The sequence below is a fragment of the Abditibacteriota bacterium genome (genome assembly GCA_017552965.1).
Classification (GTDB): Bacteria; Armatimonadota; UBA5829; order UBA5829; family UBA5829; genus RGIG7931.
This window is the reverse complement of sequence record JAFZNQ010000074.1, coordinates 29,578-46,278: the sequence shown is the minus strand read 5'-3', so window position 1 is coordinate 46,278 and position 16,701 is coordinate 29,578. Positions and strand designations below refer to the sequence as shown.

General features: G+C 60.3%; 11 protein-coding genes. 1 reads left to right on the top strand and 10 read right to left on the bottom strand.

Features of this window, described 5'->3' with window-relative positions:
* Position 1: 1 nt before the first annotated feature.
* Together IK083_06595 and IK083_06590 are read right to left on the bottom strand one after the other, a co-directional pair.
* Positions 2 to 1,018: a Gfo/Idh/MocA family oxidoreductase gene (locus tag IK083_06595; GenBank protein MBR4749220.1), complete on the bottom strand. Its 1,017-nt coding sequence runs from the start codon at positions 1,016 to 1,018 to the stop codon at positions 2 to 4.
* A gap of 2 nt (positions 1,019 to 1,020) precedes the next feature.
* On the bottom strand, positions 1,021 to 1,866 hold the full coding sequence (locus tag IK083_06590; GenBank protein ID MBR4749219.1) for a sugar phosphate isomerase/epimerase: 846 nt from the start codon (positions 1,864 to 1,866) through the stop codon (positions 1,021 to 1,023).
* Positions 1,867 to 2,072: 206 nt separating this feature from the next.
* Between IK083_06590 and IK083_06585 the strand changes: the two genes are divergently transcribed.
* Positions 2,073 to 3,608, top strand: a complete 1,536-nt coding sequence (locus IK083_06585) for a Na+/H+ antiporter NhaC family protein (GenBank protein ID MBR4749218.1) — start codon at positions 2,073 to 2,075, stop codon at positions 3,606 to 3,608.
* A 94-nt stretch (positions 3,609 to 3,702) separates the two neighbouring features.
* Here the strand turns inward: IK083_06585 and IK083_06580 are convergent, their stop codons facing one another.
* From IK083_06580 to IK083_06545, 8 genes are all read right to left on the bottom strand, one after another.
* On the bottom strand, positions 3,703 to 4,509 hold the full coding sequence (locus IK083_06580) for a dihydropteroate synthase (GenBank protein ID MBR4749217.1): 807 nt from the start codon (positions 4,507 to 4,509) through the stop codon (positions 3,703 to 3,705).
* A gap of 35 nt (positions 4,510 to 4,544) precedes the next feature.
* Positions 4,545 to 5,582 (bottom strand): electron transfer flavoprotein subunit alpha/FixB family protein, encoded by a 1,038-nt coding sequence (locus IK083_06575; protein ID MBR4749216.1) that lies wholly within the window; start codon positions 5,580 to 5,582, stop codon positions 4,545 to 4,547.
* 13 nt (positions 5,583 to 5,595) lie between these two features.
* A complete protein-coding gene (locus IK083_06570) occupies positions 5,596 to 6,384 on the bottom strand; it encodes an electron transfer flavoprotein subunit beta/FixA family protein (GenBank protein MBR4749215.1) in 789 nt (262 codons plus the stop codon).
* On the bottom strand, positions 6,384 to 7,196 hold the full coding sequence (locus IK083_06565; GenBank protein MBR4749214.1) for a methylenetetrahydrofolate reductase: 813 nt from the start codon (positions 7,194 to 7,196) through the stop codon (positions 6,384 to 6,386). Before IK083_06565 ends, IK083_06570 begins: the two co-directional genes overlap by 1 nt.
* Positions 7,197 to 7,578: 382 nt before the next feature.
* Positions 7,579 to 8,988 carry a tyrosine-protein phosphatase gene (locus tag IK083_06560; GenBank protein MBR4749213.1) on the bottom strand — a complete coding sequence of 470 codons (1,410 nt, stop codon included), beginning with the start codon at positions 8,986 to 8,988 and terminating at the stop codon, positions 7,579 to 7,581.
* Positions 8,989 to 9,443: 455 nt separating this feature from the next.
* Positions 9,444 to 10,850: a tyrosine-protein phosphatase gene (locus IK083_06555; protein ID MBR4749212.1), complete on the bottom strand. Its 1,407-nt coding sequence runs from the start codon at positions 10,848 to 10,850 to the stop codon at positions 9,444 to 9,446.
* 10 nt (positions 10,851 to 10,860) lie between these two features.
* Positions 10,861 to 14,097: a hypothetical protein gene (locus IK083_06550; GenBank protein MBR4749211.1), complete on the bottom strand. Its 3,237-nt coding sequence runs from the start codon at positions 14,095 to 14,097 to the stop codon at positions 10,861 to 10,863.
* Positions 14,098 to 14,155: 58 nt separating this feature from the next.
* Positions 14,156 to 16,696: an NPCBM/NEW2 domain-containing protein gene (locus IK083_06545; protein MBR4749210.1), complete on the bottom strand. Its 2,541-nt coding sequence runs from the start codon at positions 16,694 to 16,696 to the stop codon at positions 14,156 to 14,158.
* Positions 16,697 to 16,701 lie beyond the last annotated feature (5 nt).

Below are 16,701 nucleotides of genomic sequence, written 5' to 3'. Positions count from 1 at the left end.
ATTACCACACCTTCACCTTGCCGCCGGCCTTGATGCTGTCTATGGACGAAAAGGTCATGGCGATGCTCTTGTAGTTGTCCTTGCCGCAGCCGTGGTAGGTCTTGCCCTCCTTGAGGGCGGTCATCATTTCCTCCACGCCGCACTCATGGAACATGAGGCCGTTCCAGTCGTCGCCGGGCTCCAGCTCCGTCTTCAGGATGCTGCCGTCGGGCTGCCGCAGCTCGGCCTGAGGGAGAGTGTCCTCCCTGCCGTCCCAGACCGCGGTCCCCATCTCGCCTATGACTCTGAACTGGGAGTGCCAGGGAGTATTCATGTAGTCCGTGTCCATGACGGCGTTGAACACCAGGGTGGAGCCGTCGGACATGTCAAAGATGCAGCAGCCGGAGCCGTCGCCGTTGTATTTGGAGCCGGGAGGATTGTAGCTGTGGCAATAGACCGCCTCGGCGTCCGCCCCCAGAATGAACCGGCAGCTGTCAAAGCTGTGGACGGCCTGGTCCTGGAGCATGGGATAGGGCAGAGTGTTGCGGATGCTGGAGAGGTCGCTGTTCACGTATATCTCGCAGCAGGTCATCCATATCTTGCCCAGCCGGCCCTCGGAGATGGCCTTTCTCAGGGCCCGGGTGCCCTTCATGCTGCGGCGGTTCTGGTGCACGTTGTACACCATGCCGGTCTCCTCGGCTGTCCGCACCATGTCCTGAGCCTCGTCTCTGTCCAGACACATGGGCTTTTCGCCGAAGACGTGGGCGCCGCCCCGGAGGCTCTTGACCGTGATGTCGTGATGACAGAAGGGAAAGGTCAGGTCCACCACTATGTCCGGCTTCACCGCCGCAAAGGCCGTGTCAAAATCGTCGAACACGGGACAGGTGAGGCCGTATTGGGCGGCTCTTTCCTGCGCCATCTGTTTGTTGATGTCCACCACGCCTGCTATATGGCAGTCGGTGCGCTTGACAAAGGCTTCAAACCATACAAAGGATATGGCGCCGCAGCCTACCATCAATACCTTGAGATCTTTTTCCATGGCTATTCCTTCCTTAGGAGTTTTTTCAATATGTCAAAGGACAGACGGGCCGCCTGCCTCAGATCGCCGCCGCAATAATTGACCAGATAGCCCGCGGATTCAAACTCCACGGAGCACACGCCGGCATAGCATATATCGTCCAGGGCCCTGCGGAAGGCCTTCCAGTCCACAAAGCCCTCGCCCAGCAGAGGAAATACGAATCTGCCCGGCTCCATCATGCCCGCGGCGTCCTTCAGGTGTATGTGCTTTATGGCCTTTCCCCAGCCCTTTATGAGAAAGTCCACGTCCGTATTGTTGCTGACTATGTCGTGGGAGGGGTCAAAGTTCACGCCCAGGTATTCGCTCCGGTACCGGTCCACCAGATATTTGGAGGTAAAGAAGTCGTGGCACAGATGGCACCACACCCCCTCCAGAGCCAGATACACCCCGTTCTCCTCGGCGCAGGGGACCAGCTCGTCAAAGGCCGCAAACAGCCGTCTCCAGGCTTCGCCCTGGGAGATGTCCTTTCCCACTATGACCGGGTCGGGGATCCAGGGGGCGGGACCGGAAAAGACGTTGACTGTGTCCACGCCGGCGTCGGCGCATTCCGCGATGCAGTCCAGGGAAATGCTCAGGTTCCGCGCGGCGTCGGCGGGATCCCGGGTGATGTAGTCCTGCTGCAGGACTATCTCCGAGACCTCCAGCCCCGCCTTTTCGGCCACGGCCTTCATGGAGGCCACGTTGCCCGGGGACCACAGAAGCTCTACGGCGTCGTAGCCGGTCTCTTTCATATCGCTGCAGATGCCGCTGAGCTCCATGCCGGCATAGGAGCCGTTGATCAGCAAGCCTGTTTTCAATCCGTCTATCATAATTCAACTCCGTATCAATACTATTTATATTATAGCATACAACCCGTTTATACACCCAAGGCAAAAATTTTTTCGGCGCATAAATACGTATACGGGTTTTGCAAAACGGCCGAAAACTGCTATAATAGAATTGATTGTTAATGCGATCTGTCCGGGCGTTTCCATTACCCGGGCCGCTATAAATCCGTTCAAAGGAGACTGATTAAATGGATGGAACTTTCTGGGCGATATTGCCTGCCCTGATAGCAATTTTTCTGGCCCTGCTGACCAAAGAGGTGTATTCCTCCCTCTTCTGCGGCATAGTAGTAGGCGCCCTTCTGGCAAACGGCTTCAACCCCGTAGAATCTTTTAACACCATAGCGATAAAGGGCTTGTCCGAGCCCGTGGCCGATCTGGCGGGCATCTCCATCTTCCTGGTGATCCTGGGAAGCATGGTGATGATGCTCAACAAGTCCGGCGGCAGCCAGGCCTTCGGCGTGTCGGTAAAGAAAAAGATCAAGTCCAGGATAGGGGCGGGGCTGTCCACCTTTGCTCTGGGCGTGCTGATATTCATAGACGACTATTTCAACTGTCTCACCGTGGGATCCGTCATGCGCTCCGTCACGGACCGCTACAGGATATCCCGGGCAAAGCTGTCCTACCTCATAGACGCCACCGCGGCGCCCATATGTATGATAGCGCCCATATCCTCCTGGGCCGCCGCCGTTTCCGGCGTGGCTGACGATATGGGCAGCGGCATATCCGGCATCCAGCTGTTTATCCAGGCCATACCCTACAACTTTTATTCGCTGCTGACCCTGGTCTTCATCCTGATCATCACCACCATGGACTTTGACTACGGCAAGATGAAGGAAGCCCAGGAAAAGGCTCTCGCCGGCGATCTGGGAGGCGAAGACGCCCCCGAGACCGAAGTGACCGATACCAAGGGCAAGGTCATCGACCTGATACTGCCCGTCATAGTATTGATAATAATCTGCTTCGTGGCCATGCTCTACTGCGGCGGCTATTACGGCAAGACCCCCTGGACGGGCACTGAAAATATGGGCAGCATCATCGCCGCCTTCGGCAACACCGACGCTTTCATAGCGCTCCCTATGGGCAGCCTTGCAGCCTTTATCCTTTCCATGATATATTTCCTGATCCGCAGGACCATCCCCTTCCGGGAAATAATGGACTGCATACCCAAGGGCTTTGCCGCCATGGTACCCTCCATTATGATCCTCACCCTGGCCACCGGTCTGAAGAACATCACCGGCTCGCTGGGCGCCGCGGATTTCGTCCAGCACCTGATGATGGGCGCCTCCACCGGCCTCTTTAACATGCTGCCCGCAGTCATATTCGTAGTATCGGTGGCGCTGGCCTTTGCCACAGGCACCTCCTGGGGCACCTTCGGCCTGATGATCCCCGTAGTCATGGCAGCCTTTAAGGTGGGCGACCCGCTGCTCATCATCGGCATCTCCGCCTGTCTGGCAGGCGCCGTGTGCGGCGACCACTGCTCACCCATATCCGATACCACGGTCATGTCCTCCGCAGGAGCCCAGATCAAACACATCGACCACGTGACCACCCAGTTCCCCTACGCCCTGTCCGTAGCGGCCGTCAGCTTTGTATCCTTTGTGATAGCGGGCTTTGTGAAGAACTGGGCCATCGGCCTGGCGGCCGGCATCATACTGGTCTGGCTGTTCCTGGGCATCATGCGCAAGAGAGTGGGCGGCAAGACGCCTCACCCGGAGAACGTATAAAAGCCAAAAACCGCCGGAATATCCGGCGGTTTTTTATTGCGGCAGGCAGCGGCGCAGCGTATGCGCCGCTCTTCTTGTTCCGCAGGGCGGCCGTCTATTTCTTCACTCCGAACAGGTCCTCTCTGTAGGCGGTCAGGTATTCGATGCAGTATTCGTCCCTGCCCAGCAGAGCCTCGGCGGCGAACAAGCCTCCCAGCATATCTCTGTTAAGAGGGTCCATGATAGCGCCGTCCATACCGTGCATCATGGCTCCGATCAGAAAAGCGTGGTTCACGGCTTTTCTGTAGGGCAGGCCGTAGGAGATATTGGACAGGCCGCTGACTATGTGGGCGTCCGGGTATTCCTCAAGTATCCTGTCCGCCGCGCCTACAAAGTTCAGAAAGCTGTCGGGAGAGGTACCCACGGTGAACACCAGGGGATCGAACCAGATCCTGTCCGGGTCTATGCCGAACTCCTTCACCTTGTCCATGATCCTGTGAAAGCTGTCCACCCTTTTTTCCACCGACTCGGGCATTCCCGTCTCGTCCAGAAGCAGGGCCACGATCTTCCATTCCTTCATGTCCCTGACTGCCGAAAAGATCCTGTCCAGCTTGTCTCCCTCCAGGGACACCGAGTTGATCATCCCGGGATTTTTGCACAGTGGGATACACTCCAGGATGGTGTCCGGCGAGGGGCTGTCCAGGCTGAAGCGCGCCTCCGGATGCTCCTCCTGTATGAGCCCGATCATCCATTTCAGCACTTCTGCGTCTTCATCCGGCACCCCGGAGCAAATATCCAGATAGTCGGCCCTGCAGGCCAGCTGCCGGGAAGCCAGGTCCCTGACGAACTCTCCGTCTCTGTTTTTGATAGCCTCCGCCACCGACTTGATGGCTCCGTTCAGTTTTTCTCCTATAATAAGCATAATAGTTTCTCCTTTTTTCTTTTATCCGACCAAAGTCAGCGGTTTGTCTCTTGGTTTTTCCGGGCCTCAAGCTCCTTCATGACTGCGGGTATTATCTCAAACAGATCGCCCTTCACCGCAATATCCGCTAACTTCATCATGGGGGTGGTATCGTCAATATCTATGGCGATAATGGTCTTGCAGGACTGCATCCCTATGAGGTGCTGTATCTGTCCGGAGATACCGCAGGCGATATAGACGTCCGTCTGCACCGTGGCGCCGGTCTGCCCCACCTGATGCGGATAGGCTATCCAGCCGTTGTCCACCGCAGCCCGGCTGGCCCCCACGGCGCCTCCTATAAGCGAGGCAAAGCGCTCCAGCAGCCTGAAGCCCTCCGGCCCCTTCATGGCGCGTCCCCCGGACACAATGATGCGGGCGTCCCCCAGGCTCGCGGCAGCCTCCTGCCGACGGACGCTCTGCAGGATCTCCTTGACGTTGAGAGTATCTCCCGGAAGAACGGTCTCCCTTATGATCTTGCCGGTCCTGCCCTGTTGCGGCTCGGGGGCGGCCATGACTCTGGGGCGGACCGTGGCCATCTGCGGGCGGTATTCGCTGCTTCTGATGGTGGCCATGATGTTGCCCCCGAAGGCGGGCCGGGTCTGCAGCAGATCTCCGTTGTCGGGATCGATAGCCAGCCCCGTACAGTCGGCGGTAAGCCCTGCGTGGAGCTTGCCGGCCAGCCTGGGCATCAGCGCCCGCCCCCGGGAGGTGGCGGCGCACAGCACTGTCTCCGGCATATATTTCCTTACCATACGCTCGAGGATATTGCATTCCAGCTCGTCGTTAAAAGCTCCCAGACGGCTGTCGTCTATGAGTATGACCTTGTCCGCGCCATAGGCGAACAGGGAACCGGCTTCGCCTTCGTGGCCGCTGCCGAGAGCCACGGTCCAGACTTCGCCGCCCCGGGCATCCGCCAGCCTCCGGGCCGCCCCCAGGAGCTCATATGAGACCGGGTGGATGGCGCCGTCTGCGGTCTCGGCAACGGTCCATACGTTTTTCCAGGAGCGTTTGTCCTGCTCGTTTTGCATTTTCATAGCGATTTTCTCCTTACAGCAGCCCGCGGCCCAACAGCTCATCTGCAAGAGCTTTGGCCGCCTCGGCAGGCTCTCCCCCTATGTTCATCGTTACGGAGTTCCTCACGGCGGGGGGCTCTGTTTTCACCACCCGGGTAGGCGAAGCGTTCAGGCCTATCAGGCCGGGCTCGGCGCCTATGTCGCCGGGAGTCCAGACCGTGATCTCCGCCTGTCTCGCCTTGAGCGCATTCTTCAGAGTGGGGATCCGGGGCATGTTTATATCCTTGACCAACGTAATGAGAGCCGGGAGCCGGAGCCGGAGCCGGTCGTACCCGTTTTCGTTCATTCTTGAGACCGTGATATGATCGGATCCGAGCTCTTCCACAGCGGACACGCAGGCCGCCTGCATAATATCCAGCCTTGCTGCGATGCCGGGACCCACCTGGGCGGTATCGCCGTCCACCGCCTGTTTGCCGCAGATCACCAGCCCGACTCCCCCTATGGTCTCTATGGCCCGGGAAAGGGCGTAGCCGGTGGCCCAGGTATCGGAGCCGCCGAACTGCCTGTCGCACAAGAGGACAGCCCTGTCGGCCCCCATGGACAAGGCCTCTGTGAGCGAATTCTTTGCGTTTTCCGGCCCCATGGAAAGAGCGATGACCTCTCCTCCCGCCCGTTCGCGGATACGGATGGCTTCCTCCACGGCGTAAAGGTCAAAGGGGTTCAGGACGGCCTTGGTCCCTTCGCGGACTATTCTCTTGGTCTCCGGATCTATCTTTGCGTCCGTGGTCGCGGGGACCTGCTTGACACATACGACTATTTTCATCATTCCTCCCTCCCGGCCATTTGCTCAATTGTATCGTACTGGGTCTTGAAGCCCAAAAGAGACAGATAAGACCCGCAGGACGGGTATATCTCCCTCAGCTGTCTCAGAGTATCGATGGGATCGAACACCGCGTCCTCGGGGATGGGATAGCCCACCACGTCCGACAGCAGATACAGCTTTTTGGACATCCAGGCTTCCACGGTCACCGGCAGTTCCGGATAATTGGCCAATACTCTGTCCACCACGGCGTTTTTCCCGATGATGGGCTGGGTGATGACGAAGGAGGCGCCAGCCTCCAGCTTGCGGTCCAGCTTGTCAAACTCGTGCTCCTCCGGCTCGTAGGGATTGAAGGCCGCTCCCACCGTAAACGAAGGGTAATGCCTGCGGATATACCGTATCAGTTCCACTGAGGTGACGGCTTCCGTCCCCCGGGCTTCCACGTCCTCCGGCTTCAGCTTCGGAAGCCTGGGGGAGCCGTCGCCGCTGATGGCAAGAACAGAACCAATACCCAGCCGCAGGCAGGTTTCCAGTATTTCGTCCAGCGTTTCTTTTGTGTGAAACGTGTTCAGATGTATGAGCACCTGGCCGGGGCGCGGTTCCAGCCCTAACTCCTCGATAGTTTCATGCCCCTGAAAAGCCAGGAGCCCCATGGCGTTGTCGGTGATGGAAGCGGTAAACCCGCTGGCCATGACCCTCTCAAACTTCGCGGCGAACAGCCGGAGATCATCCTCCAGCTTCACAGAGTCCTGCTTTGGGGGGATGATCTCAACGTGAAAAGCCGAGGTCCCCCGTAGTGTATTGTTTGTCTCCATAGTATGACCTGCCTGTAATGATCAGTCTTCGCCGGACACGGCGTCCGGCGCTTTGCCCGTATCTGTCCGGCGCCTGCTTTTACGGCAGGCTCCAGCCTATCTGCATAGTATGCCGATAGGTTTATTATAGCAGAAAAACCGATCACAGTCAATTTTTTATTGGGAAAAATCAAACTTTTTTTCGCCTCCGGGGGCCCCCGCTTCCCGTTCCGAAAAAAATGCCGCCGGACATTCCGGCGGTTTTTTTGTTGCGGCGGCCCGTTCTGTCCCGGAGCGCGCCACTCTGTACGTAACGAACGCGGCGGCAGGCGCTCTGCGCCTGCCGCCGCACTTATTTTAGTTTGCCTTTTGCGGGCGCAGAGCGCCCGCAAAAGGCGCTCGCTTAATCCAGCATGATGGCGGTGAACTCGTCTATCTCCTCATCGGTGATGCCGCCGGCTTTGGCATAGTTGATCCACTTGTCCTTCAGGGTGGCTCCGGGAGACTCCTTGGCGCACTGCAGGGCCTTTATAAAGTGCCCTCCAGTCCTGTACCGGCCGCCCCAGGCGCTGAAGGTGGTGAGCTCCACGTCCTTCATCAGGTCGTTTTCCCCCACCCCCAGTATGCCCTCTATGAGCATGAAAAAGCAGCCGGTCCTGTCGGCCCCCGCCACGCAGTGGAGATAGGTGGGCAGTCCGTTCTTCAGGTTGGAGAGCAGCTGCCGGAAGGCCTCCACGTGGAGGTCTCTGCCCGTGCCGTCGGGCTCTATGCCCAGTATGGGCTTGTTGGTGTAGAGCACCCCTTCTCCCAAAGGCGTGGTAGTTATGTCGTTGGTGGGGTCGTCGTCCTTCAGCTTCAGCTCCGTGTAAGGGCTGCGGAAGTCGATCTCAGCCCTGATGCCCACGTTCTCCGTCAGCTCTCTGGCGTCCTCCTCTGTGAGGGAACGGGACAGGTTCATCTCGCCGCCCCGGTACACCAGCCCGTAGCGCACGGTCCTGCCGTCGCAGGTCTCCAGACCGCCCATATCCCTGATGTTGTCTGCGCTGTCGGCCTTGATGAACCTGCGGGCGCCGGTGGTCTTTATTATTCCCTTCCGGAGCCCCAGGAGCCCCTGCTTTTGGCGGGAGGATATGGTGTACCAGTAGTACCGGCCGGGTATCAGATTGTAGACGGTGTGGGTCCGGACCTTTTTGTCCGTCTCAATGACCCGCTTGTCCGCGTAGGCCGGGTTGTCGGCGTATTCTATGACGTATCCCAGGGAGCCGCTCTTGCGGGGGAGCTCCAGGGTCACGCCCTCGGGCTGGTCCAGCCTCTCCCCGTCGGACACCCGGTAATAGGCGGACCGGGAATAGGAGTAGTCGTTGGTGTTGTACTGGGTGTTGGCCCAATAGCCCGCCACCTGAGGCTTCAGGAGGCACACCTCCGTCAGCCCGTTGTCCTTCAGCAGGGACCTGCCCGTATAGGACAGGCGGCCTCCCTTGTCGTTGGTGATGAGATAGGCGGCCCCGGCGGGGGCTCTGATCTCCGCCTGCACCCGGGTCTGCGCGCCGCCCTTGTCCAGCAGCCTGTATTCCGAGTCCGTAAAGGCCCAGGCCAGGTATATGGAGCCGCCTACTGCGTCTATGGTGAACAGGTCCCCGGGCCTGCAGGGCACCACGGCGTATTTGTAGCGGCCGTCGTCAATGGTGACGAGAGACACCTTGTCCCCTTTTTCCAGATGGGTCTTCAGGGCCCCCGGCCTGTAGGCCAGCTCCCCGGCAAGCAAGGGGCAGGCCAGCAGCAGCAGGAGCAGCATGCACGTTATTCTTTTCACATAGTCCTCCATGGTGTGATGGCGGTATTTTCTGTTGTCTGTTGCCCGGGGGCCCTTGGGCGAGCCCGGGCCGCGGACCAAGCCGGGGTGGGACAGAGAAACGCGCTCTCATGCGCCTCTTGTCGGTACCCGAGGACCGGGTCCTCCCCATTTGCCCTCTCTGTCTGCGACAGAGCAGGGAACGGGCAAACGGGTCCCTCCCGAGGTCCCTTCCCCAAAACGGCCAAACGCCGATGGCGTTTGACATATGCCGTTTTGGCCGGGATGACAAGAAGGTTTTCCTGCCCCGCGATACGGCCCCCCCAATGCCTGCGGCATCGGTCCCCCCGTAGATCTCTTACCGGTGAGGGCATGAGTAGCCCTCACCGCCGAGATGACGCGGGGTTTGGCGCTGCCGCCGAGACGACGCGGGGTTATGGCGCGAGCCCGGGCCGCGGACCGGCCGGCCGGCCCTTCTAATCCAGCACTATGGCTGTGAATTCGTCTATCTCCTCCCGGGTGAGGCCTCCGGCCATGGCGTAGTTGATCCACTTGTCCCGGAAGGTGTCTCCCGGGGTCTCCCTGGCGGCCTCCAGGGCCAGCTTGTAGTGGTCCTGTGTCCTCTGCCTGCCGCCGTACAGGCTGAAGGTGGTGAGCTCCACGTCCTTCAGGAGGTCGTTTTCCTTGACGCCCAGCAGCCCTTCCAGGAACATGAAGAAGCAGCCTGTCCTGTCGGCTCCGCCGGCGCAGTGGAGATAGGTGGGCCTCCCCTCCTTCAGATTGGAGAGCAGCTGCCGGAACACCTGTATATACAGCTCTCTGCCGCCGCCGTACCGGTCTATGCCGCCTATGGGGATATTGGTATAGAGCACGTCTCCGGGGAGCTTGGCGTGATCCAGATCGTTGGAGGGGTCCTCGTCATCCGTCTGCAGCTCTGGGGCGCCTCTGAAGTCTATATCGGCCCTGATGCCCACGTTCTCCGTCAGCTCTTTGGCGTCCTCGGGGCTGACGTCGGTGCCCCGGTCCATCTGTCCCCCTCTGAATATGAGGCCGTAGCGTATGGTCCTGCCGTCGCAGGTCTTCCAGCCGCCTATATCCCGCACGTTGTGTATGCTGTCCGCCTTGATCATGCGCAGCGCGCCGGTGGTCCTGATGATGCCCTTGCTGAGGGGCAGCTCTCCGTCCTTCTGCACGGAGGAGACCTTGTACCAGTAATACCGGCCGGGTATCAGGTTGTAGATGGTGTGGGTCCGGGCCTTTTTGTCCAGCTCCACTACCCGCTTGTCCGCGTAGGCCGGGTTGTCGGCGTAGGTGAGCAGGTAGCCCCGGCTCCCGCTGACGCGGGGTATGTCCACAGCGGCTCCCAGAGGCTGGTCCAGCCGCTCCCCGTCGGACACCTGATAGTTGGCCGCCAGGCTGTAGCTGTAGTCGTTGGTGTTGTACTGGGTGTTGGCCAAAAAGCCGGCTATGGCCGGGTTTTCCAGACAAAAGGCCGTGATCCCCGTATCCTTTACGGTGAGCTTCCCCTTATAGGACAGGTAGCCTCCCTTGTCGCAGGTGATCATCCAGGCGGCCTTGGCGGGAGCCTTGATCTGCGCCTGCACCCGCTGCTGCACGCCGCCCTTGTCCAGCAGCCTGTATTCCGAGTCCGTAAAGGCCCAGGCCAGATACTGGGAGCCGCCGTTGGCGTCTATGGTGAACCAGTCCCCGGGCTTGCAGGGCGCCACGGCGTATTTGTATCTCTCGTCCGCGATGGTCTCCAGAGACACCTTTTCCCCTTTTTCCAGATTGGTCTTCAAGGCCCCGGGCTTATAGGTCAGAGGCCCGGCAAACATCGCCGCGCACACAGCCAGCAGCGCAAGGGTCATCAAAAGCTTTTTCATAACGTCATCCTCAGTCGCTAATAGTGATCTCGGCCTTCTGACCGAATTCCGCCACGCCGTAAACGCACAGCCTCAGGGTCACGAGGCTGCCGGCCTCCCCGGCGGGTATCCGCGCCCGGACCCGGGCTTCTGACAGGAACTCCGTATCCCTGTCTATGGGGAAATACCGGGTCCTGCCGCCGGACTCCGCCTTGAGATACACGCAGCCCTCTTCGGGCTCGTCGGCTCCTTTGAGCCACTTTACCTCGCCGGTGTTGCCCAGGACCGCGTCAATGACTATATAGCCCTTGCCCCGCTTTACCTCCCAGGGGCCCCGGTCCTTCCCGTTGACGGAGGAAAACTCGCCCTTGATATACTTGGGCGGCAGCCCCTCGGCAAGAGGTATGTTCCCCACTGCCAGCATGGGCATGGTGCGGGAATCGGCGCCCGTGGCGTCGGTGACTATATAGGGGACCTTGCCTTCCCCGAAGGCCTTCATATATTCCTCGGCGCCCTTGGCAAACACTCCCGCGTAGCCGGAGGCGTAGAGGTCTCTGTCTATACCGATGGGATAGTCTCCCTGTCTCTTCTTCACCCTGGCGGCAAAGTTCCGGGCGTAATCGCCGGTGGTCAGGGCAGAGGGCCGGGGATAAAAGTCCTCGGACAGCAGGCCGTGGTCGGAGAGCTCTATGAGCCTCATGCCTCCGGGCCACCACCAGCCCGCGGCGCCGTCGGCGCCGGTCTCGGTGAGCATCTCGTAAAAGAGGCGGAAATACTCGCCCTGGACGGAGGTGTCCAGATGTGTGACGCCGGGCACGAAGTCACTGTCTTTGGTCAGCCGGTCCACTATATTGCTGGTCCCGAATTCCGGCCAGAACACGGGCTTGCCCCCGGACACGAATCTGCCGTAGGCGTTGTTGAAGCCGCCCTTGATCATGTCGTAGTTCCTCAGGTTGTAGGCCTCGGGGCTGGTGAAGTCCAGGTGCTTGGCTCCGGACAGCAGGTCGTAGGGCATCCAGTGGGTGATGAAGTCATTGCCGGTGCCCCCGCAGCCGCTTCTGGCGCTGATGAGCCGGCCCGGGTCTATGCTGTGGATGTTGTTCTTCATATGCATATAGCCCAGGCTGATGGCCTCGTCCAGGAAATGCCTGTAGGCGGTGACGTACATCAGGGAATCGGCGCCGCGGCGCACCTGCTCGTCGTCGGGGCAGTCCAGGAAGCCCTTGTCGTCCCGTTTGGGCGCAAAGCCCCACACCTTTTCGGCGTTTTCCACAGAGCCGTAGTTGTCCCGGACCCACTTGTCCCACATGAAGTTGTAGGCCTTGCGGTACTTGTATTCGCCCACGCACACCTCCCAGGCCAGGTCGTAGGCGAAGATGTTGTCAAATTCATAGGGGCGCAGGGCCCTGAGCTTGGGCTCCCCCACAGTCTCCCACATATCCGGAACGAATACGTCTCCCCTCTTGGGAAGGGGGTCGAAGTCGGCCACGAAGAGATGCACGTATATGCCGTACCGGCGGCAGCGGGCCAGAAAGTCCCTCAGAGGCGCAGCGTTGTCGGGCCTTCCGTAGGAGATGCTGATGGTATTGAAGCCCAGCTCCTTCACCCGCCGCAGATCCTTTTCCGTCCAGTCCGGATCGTAAAACCGGGGGTCCAGCCAGCAGTAGTGGAAAAACTCTATTGCCCGCCAGGAGGGGGAATGGGAGGGATAGAAGTTGATCCCCACGGGGTAGAAGGGCTTGCCCTTGAGAAGGAAGCCTCCGTCCCTGGTCTTCACGTAGTTATCCGTGGAGGCCTTGGTCCCGGGGAGGACGTTGAAGCTGTGGTCCACCGAGTCTATGACCGCGCCGCCCTTGTCCAGAAGGGACACGGAGACCCGGTACTGTCCCTGCCGTCCTCCGGCAAACAGGGCTCCCGCGTGGAGCTCCTTCACCGGGGCCGTATGGGAATAGAGGCTCCGGCCCTCCCGTGACACCTCAAACCTTACGCTGCCCTCAAAGGCGTCCTCCCGGCTCAGCACGTAGGCTCCCAGCCGGACGGGCGTGTCTTCGTCATAGGAAAAGAGCTCCGTGCCGCCGTTGGCCAAAAAGACTCCCGTCTCTATCCTCCGGAGCATGTCCGAGGCCAGCTCCGCCGTCAGGGCGGGCTGAGCCTTGACCAGGTCGGCGGGGAAGCCTATATAGCCGAAGGCGGACCAGCGGCGGCTGTCCTTGGTGAGAAAGATGCTGGCAGGCCAGCCGCAGAAATGGTCCTGGTTGCAGCCCTCTGCCACGGGTATGTATCTCCAGGGGTTTATCTGTCCGGCCCCCACGGCTCCGGGGCGGAACTGGGCGGGGAACAAAAAGCCGCCGGTATATTTTCTGTCCTTGTACACTATGTCGGAGCAGTAGGTCTTGTAGTATTTGCAGGCGGGGAACAGGCCCTCTATCTCGGGGATGGCAAAATCGTCATCGAGTATTGCCGAGATGGCCTTGTCCCGGAAGGAGCAGCTGTAGAGCCTGCCCAGGGTGAACACCGTATCCTTCATGGGCATGGCGTGGCGGGTCAGGTTTATCCGGTCCACCCGGCCAAAGTCCAGGCTGCCGCCGCCCTCGGTCTGCTCAAACATGTCGGGAGTCAGGATCACTGTCGCCTGCTCCTCCGTCAGGAGCATCTCCGCCATCCAGGCGTCGTCCCCGGCCCGGAGGCGGAGCCACAGGGAGCCCTCGCCCTTTACGCCGGCTTCCACCGCCAGGGCATCGCCCCCCAGGGTCCCGGGAGCCACCTTCGCATCCAGGGAAAACCAGCTCTCCTCCTCCCGGATATCCAGCACCAGGCTGCCGCCCTCGGTCCTGTAGGAAATATCGTCCTCCGGGTTGTTCCTGACCAGGGTGTATTCATCGGCCAGGTCGGCAAAGGCCAGGGCCGGGGTCCGGTCATATTCCGCCTTCTGCCGGGCCTCCTCCCTGGTCAGGAAGGCGCCCCCGAAGGGATACTCTATCTTTTGGAAACAGGGCCCTGACACGCACAGCAGGCTGCCGCCCCTGTCTGTGTAGCCCTTCAGCTCCGCCGCCGCGTCCCGGGGGATCCTGTCGGCGCAGGGCAGCACTATGGTCAGGCCCTGCCCTCCGGACTTCATCACTCCGGCAAGAGCGGCCTCCTCTATGACCTCATCCGTCTTCAGCCGGGACAGCAGCTCTTCGGAAGCCCCTCTTTGCAGGACCGCTACGGTCCTGCACCACAGGGGCGCGGCAACAAGGAGCAATAGCAACACACAGCATATTCTCATAATGACTTCCTTAAACAGCAGCGCCGGGAGCAAACTCCCGGCACAGATATCCGTCGGCCTATTCTTTGACCTCAAAGGTGATGATGGCCGAATCTCTCTTCTTGTCTCTCTTTATCTTGAAGCCCTTCATGAGCTTTTTGCCGGACATAGACCAGGTCTCTCCGGTGTCTATATCCGTCAGCAGGTAGGTCTTGTCCTTTTTCAGGTCTCTCAGGGAGACGGTGACCACGTTCTGCTGGCAGTCCTCCCGGCGGTAGGCCACCAGGACGCCCTTCCCTTCCCCGGGCCTGTGGAACTGGAACACGGTCCAGATGTCGTTGCCCAGGCTGTAGGGGGTCAGGGGATAATAATCTCCGTAAAAGTTGGGGGCCACCACCTGCTGCAGGTCGTGGACGAACTTGCGGAGCTCGTCGTAATCCAGGTCCTTCCGGCGCATATCCCAGCAGGAATTGAAGCTGGGCACCAGCAGGCTGCGCAGAGCGTAGGTGTCATACACGCTGCCGCCGCTGCCGTAGTAGGGCAGCCAGTAGTTGATGCCGTAGGTGTGGTTTTGCTGTCCCACGGGCTCGTGGAGATAGTCGCTGCGCAGGAGAGGCACCGAACGGCGCATGGTCTCCAGGTCGTTGCGGTGTCCGCCGGAGGCGCAGGAGTCTATAAGCATGCCGGGGAACCGTTCCAGCAGAGCGTCCCAATAGGCCAGATAGCCCATGACGTATTTGATCTCGGTCATGCCCACTCTGCCGGGGGTGTCCGCGGCCCGCCAGAAGGAGGCCGGGGCTATGTTGTAGTCCTGTCTGTACAGGTCGATGCCCTCTCTCTCGATCAGGTCGCCCACGTGCTTGGTGAGCCACTCCCGGCACTCGGGAATGCCCAGATTCAGCAGGGTGCCGCCCAGCAGCCATTCGGGATGCTCCGTGGCCAGCCAGGACTTGGGGTCGCCCACTCTCTCGGGCTCAAACCAGACCAATATGCCCGTGTCCTGCTTGTGGGCGTAGTCGCTGATCTCCTTGAAGCCTCCGGGATACCGTTCCGTGTCCACCTCCCAGGTGCCGGTGCGGGGCCACTCTCCGAAGGTGTCGGGCCAATGGCCGCCGCAGGGATACCAGCCGGCGTCCATCCACCAGTATTTCAGGTGGAAGCCCTCTTCTCTGTAGCGGTCTATAAAGTAGAGCTGGCTGGCCGTGTCCGCATGGGTCATCTCCGCAAACCAGTGGGAGGAGCAGGCCACCTGCATGGGCTCCGCGGACTTGGGCACGTTGTGGGCCCACATGAATTGGCGCCAGATATTCTGGGCTCTCTCCCAGTCGCCGCTGTAGTGCATGACCACGCTGAGGGGCGAGCGCACCTCCTCGCCGGGATACAATACGAAGTCGGCCTTTTCGTAGCCGCCGGATATCCGGGCCTCGTCCCCGTCGGAGGCGAAGTCGCAGCTCCACTGTCCGGGCCAGCCCACCACGGCTATGACGCCGCCCTTGCCGCCGGTCTCCAGATTGAAGTAGGGCCAGTCGCTGCCGGTCGAGCGGCCGCTCTCGGGATAGATGTGCAGTATCTCCCCGTCGGTGAGCTCCGTCAGCCGGGGCCTGTAGTCGTGATTGGTGGCGGGAGCGCCGTCGGCGTGGTGCAGCAGGAAGGGCTCTCCGCCCTTGTTGGCGACCCTGATATCCAGCGAGCGCACGTCACTGATACCGGGAGTGTTGGCGGCTCCGGTGTTCCTGAACCACAGGGTCCACTCGCTGATGGGGAAGTCCTTGTAGTCCACCCGGACGCACCTCACTTCCAGACCCGTGGCGGGGTCGGCGTAAATCTGGACGGTCTGAGCGCGGTCCTTGTCCAAAGCGGTCTTTTCTTCGCTGAAATCCCAGTAGGGGAGCAGCAGGTCCGAGGACACGCCGCCATAGGTGAAGCAGAAAGGCACGGGAGACTGGGCTCTTTCGGCCATGACGATCTGAGGCTTCAGAAACTCAAAGCTGCCCAGCTCCTTTTGGGCGCCGTCAGAGGTGTATATGGTGATATCCCCCCAGTCGGACTGGTCGCAGGGGATGCCGTCGCCGCCGTCCGTGACCTTGAGATGGATGGACTTGGGAGACGCCAGGGCTATATCCAGAGGGATGGGGTCCATGCCCTGGGTGAAGACGGGGGTCCTGAAGAGCTCGGAGCCCTTGTCGTCCTCCACCACAAACTCCACGCTGCCGCCGCCGGAATGGGCGTCCAGGCCCACCTCGGCGGTGAGGCGGACCGTGTTATCGGGCAGGAACACCTCCACGTCGGAAACGGCGTGGGCGTAGATGCCGGTCTTGTATTCCTTGTCCTTGATCTTCAGGGGCTTGCCGTCTCTCTGATTGAGCAGCACGGGGTCGTTGTTGGCGTGGACCAGCAGGCCCACCTTGCGGTCGTCCTCGTCGGTCTTCTTTTCCAGAGTGGCCGGATCGCACTGGGGGGCCCTGACAAAGGCCTTTTTGCTCCAGGCGGAGGCAGTCTTCATTTCCGCTTTATCCACCGTCACAGCCAGGCAGGGCAGGGCAAAGCACAATACAGCTAAAGCAAAGAATAGTGTCATCACCTTTTTCTTCATATACTCCTCTTTTATTTCCTTTTTCATTATAG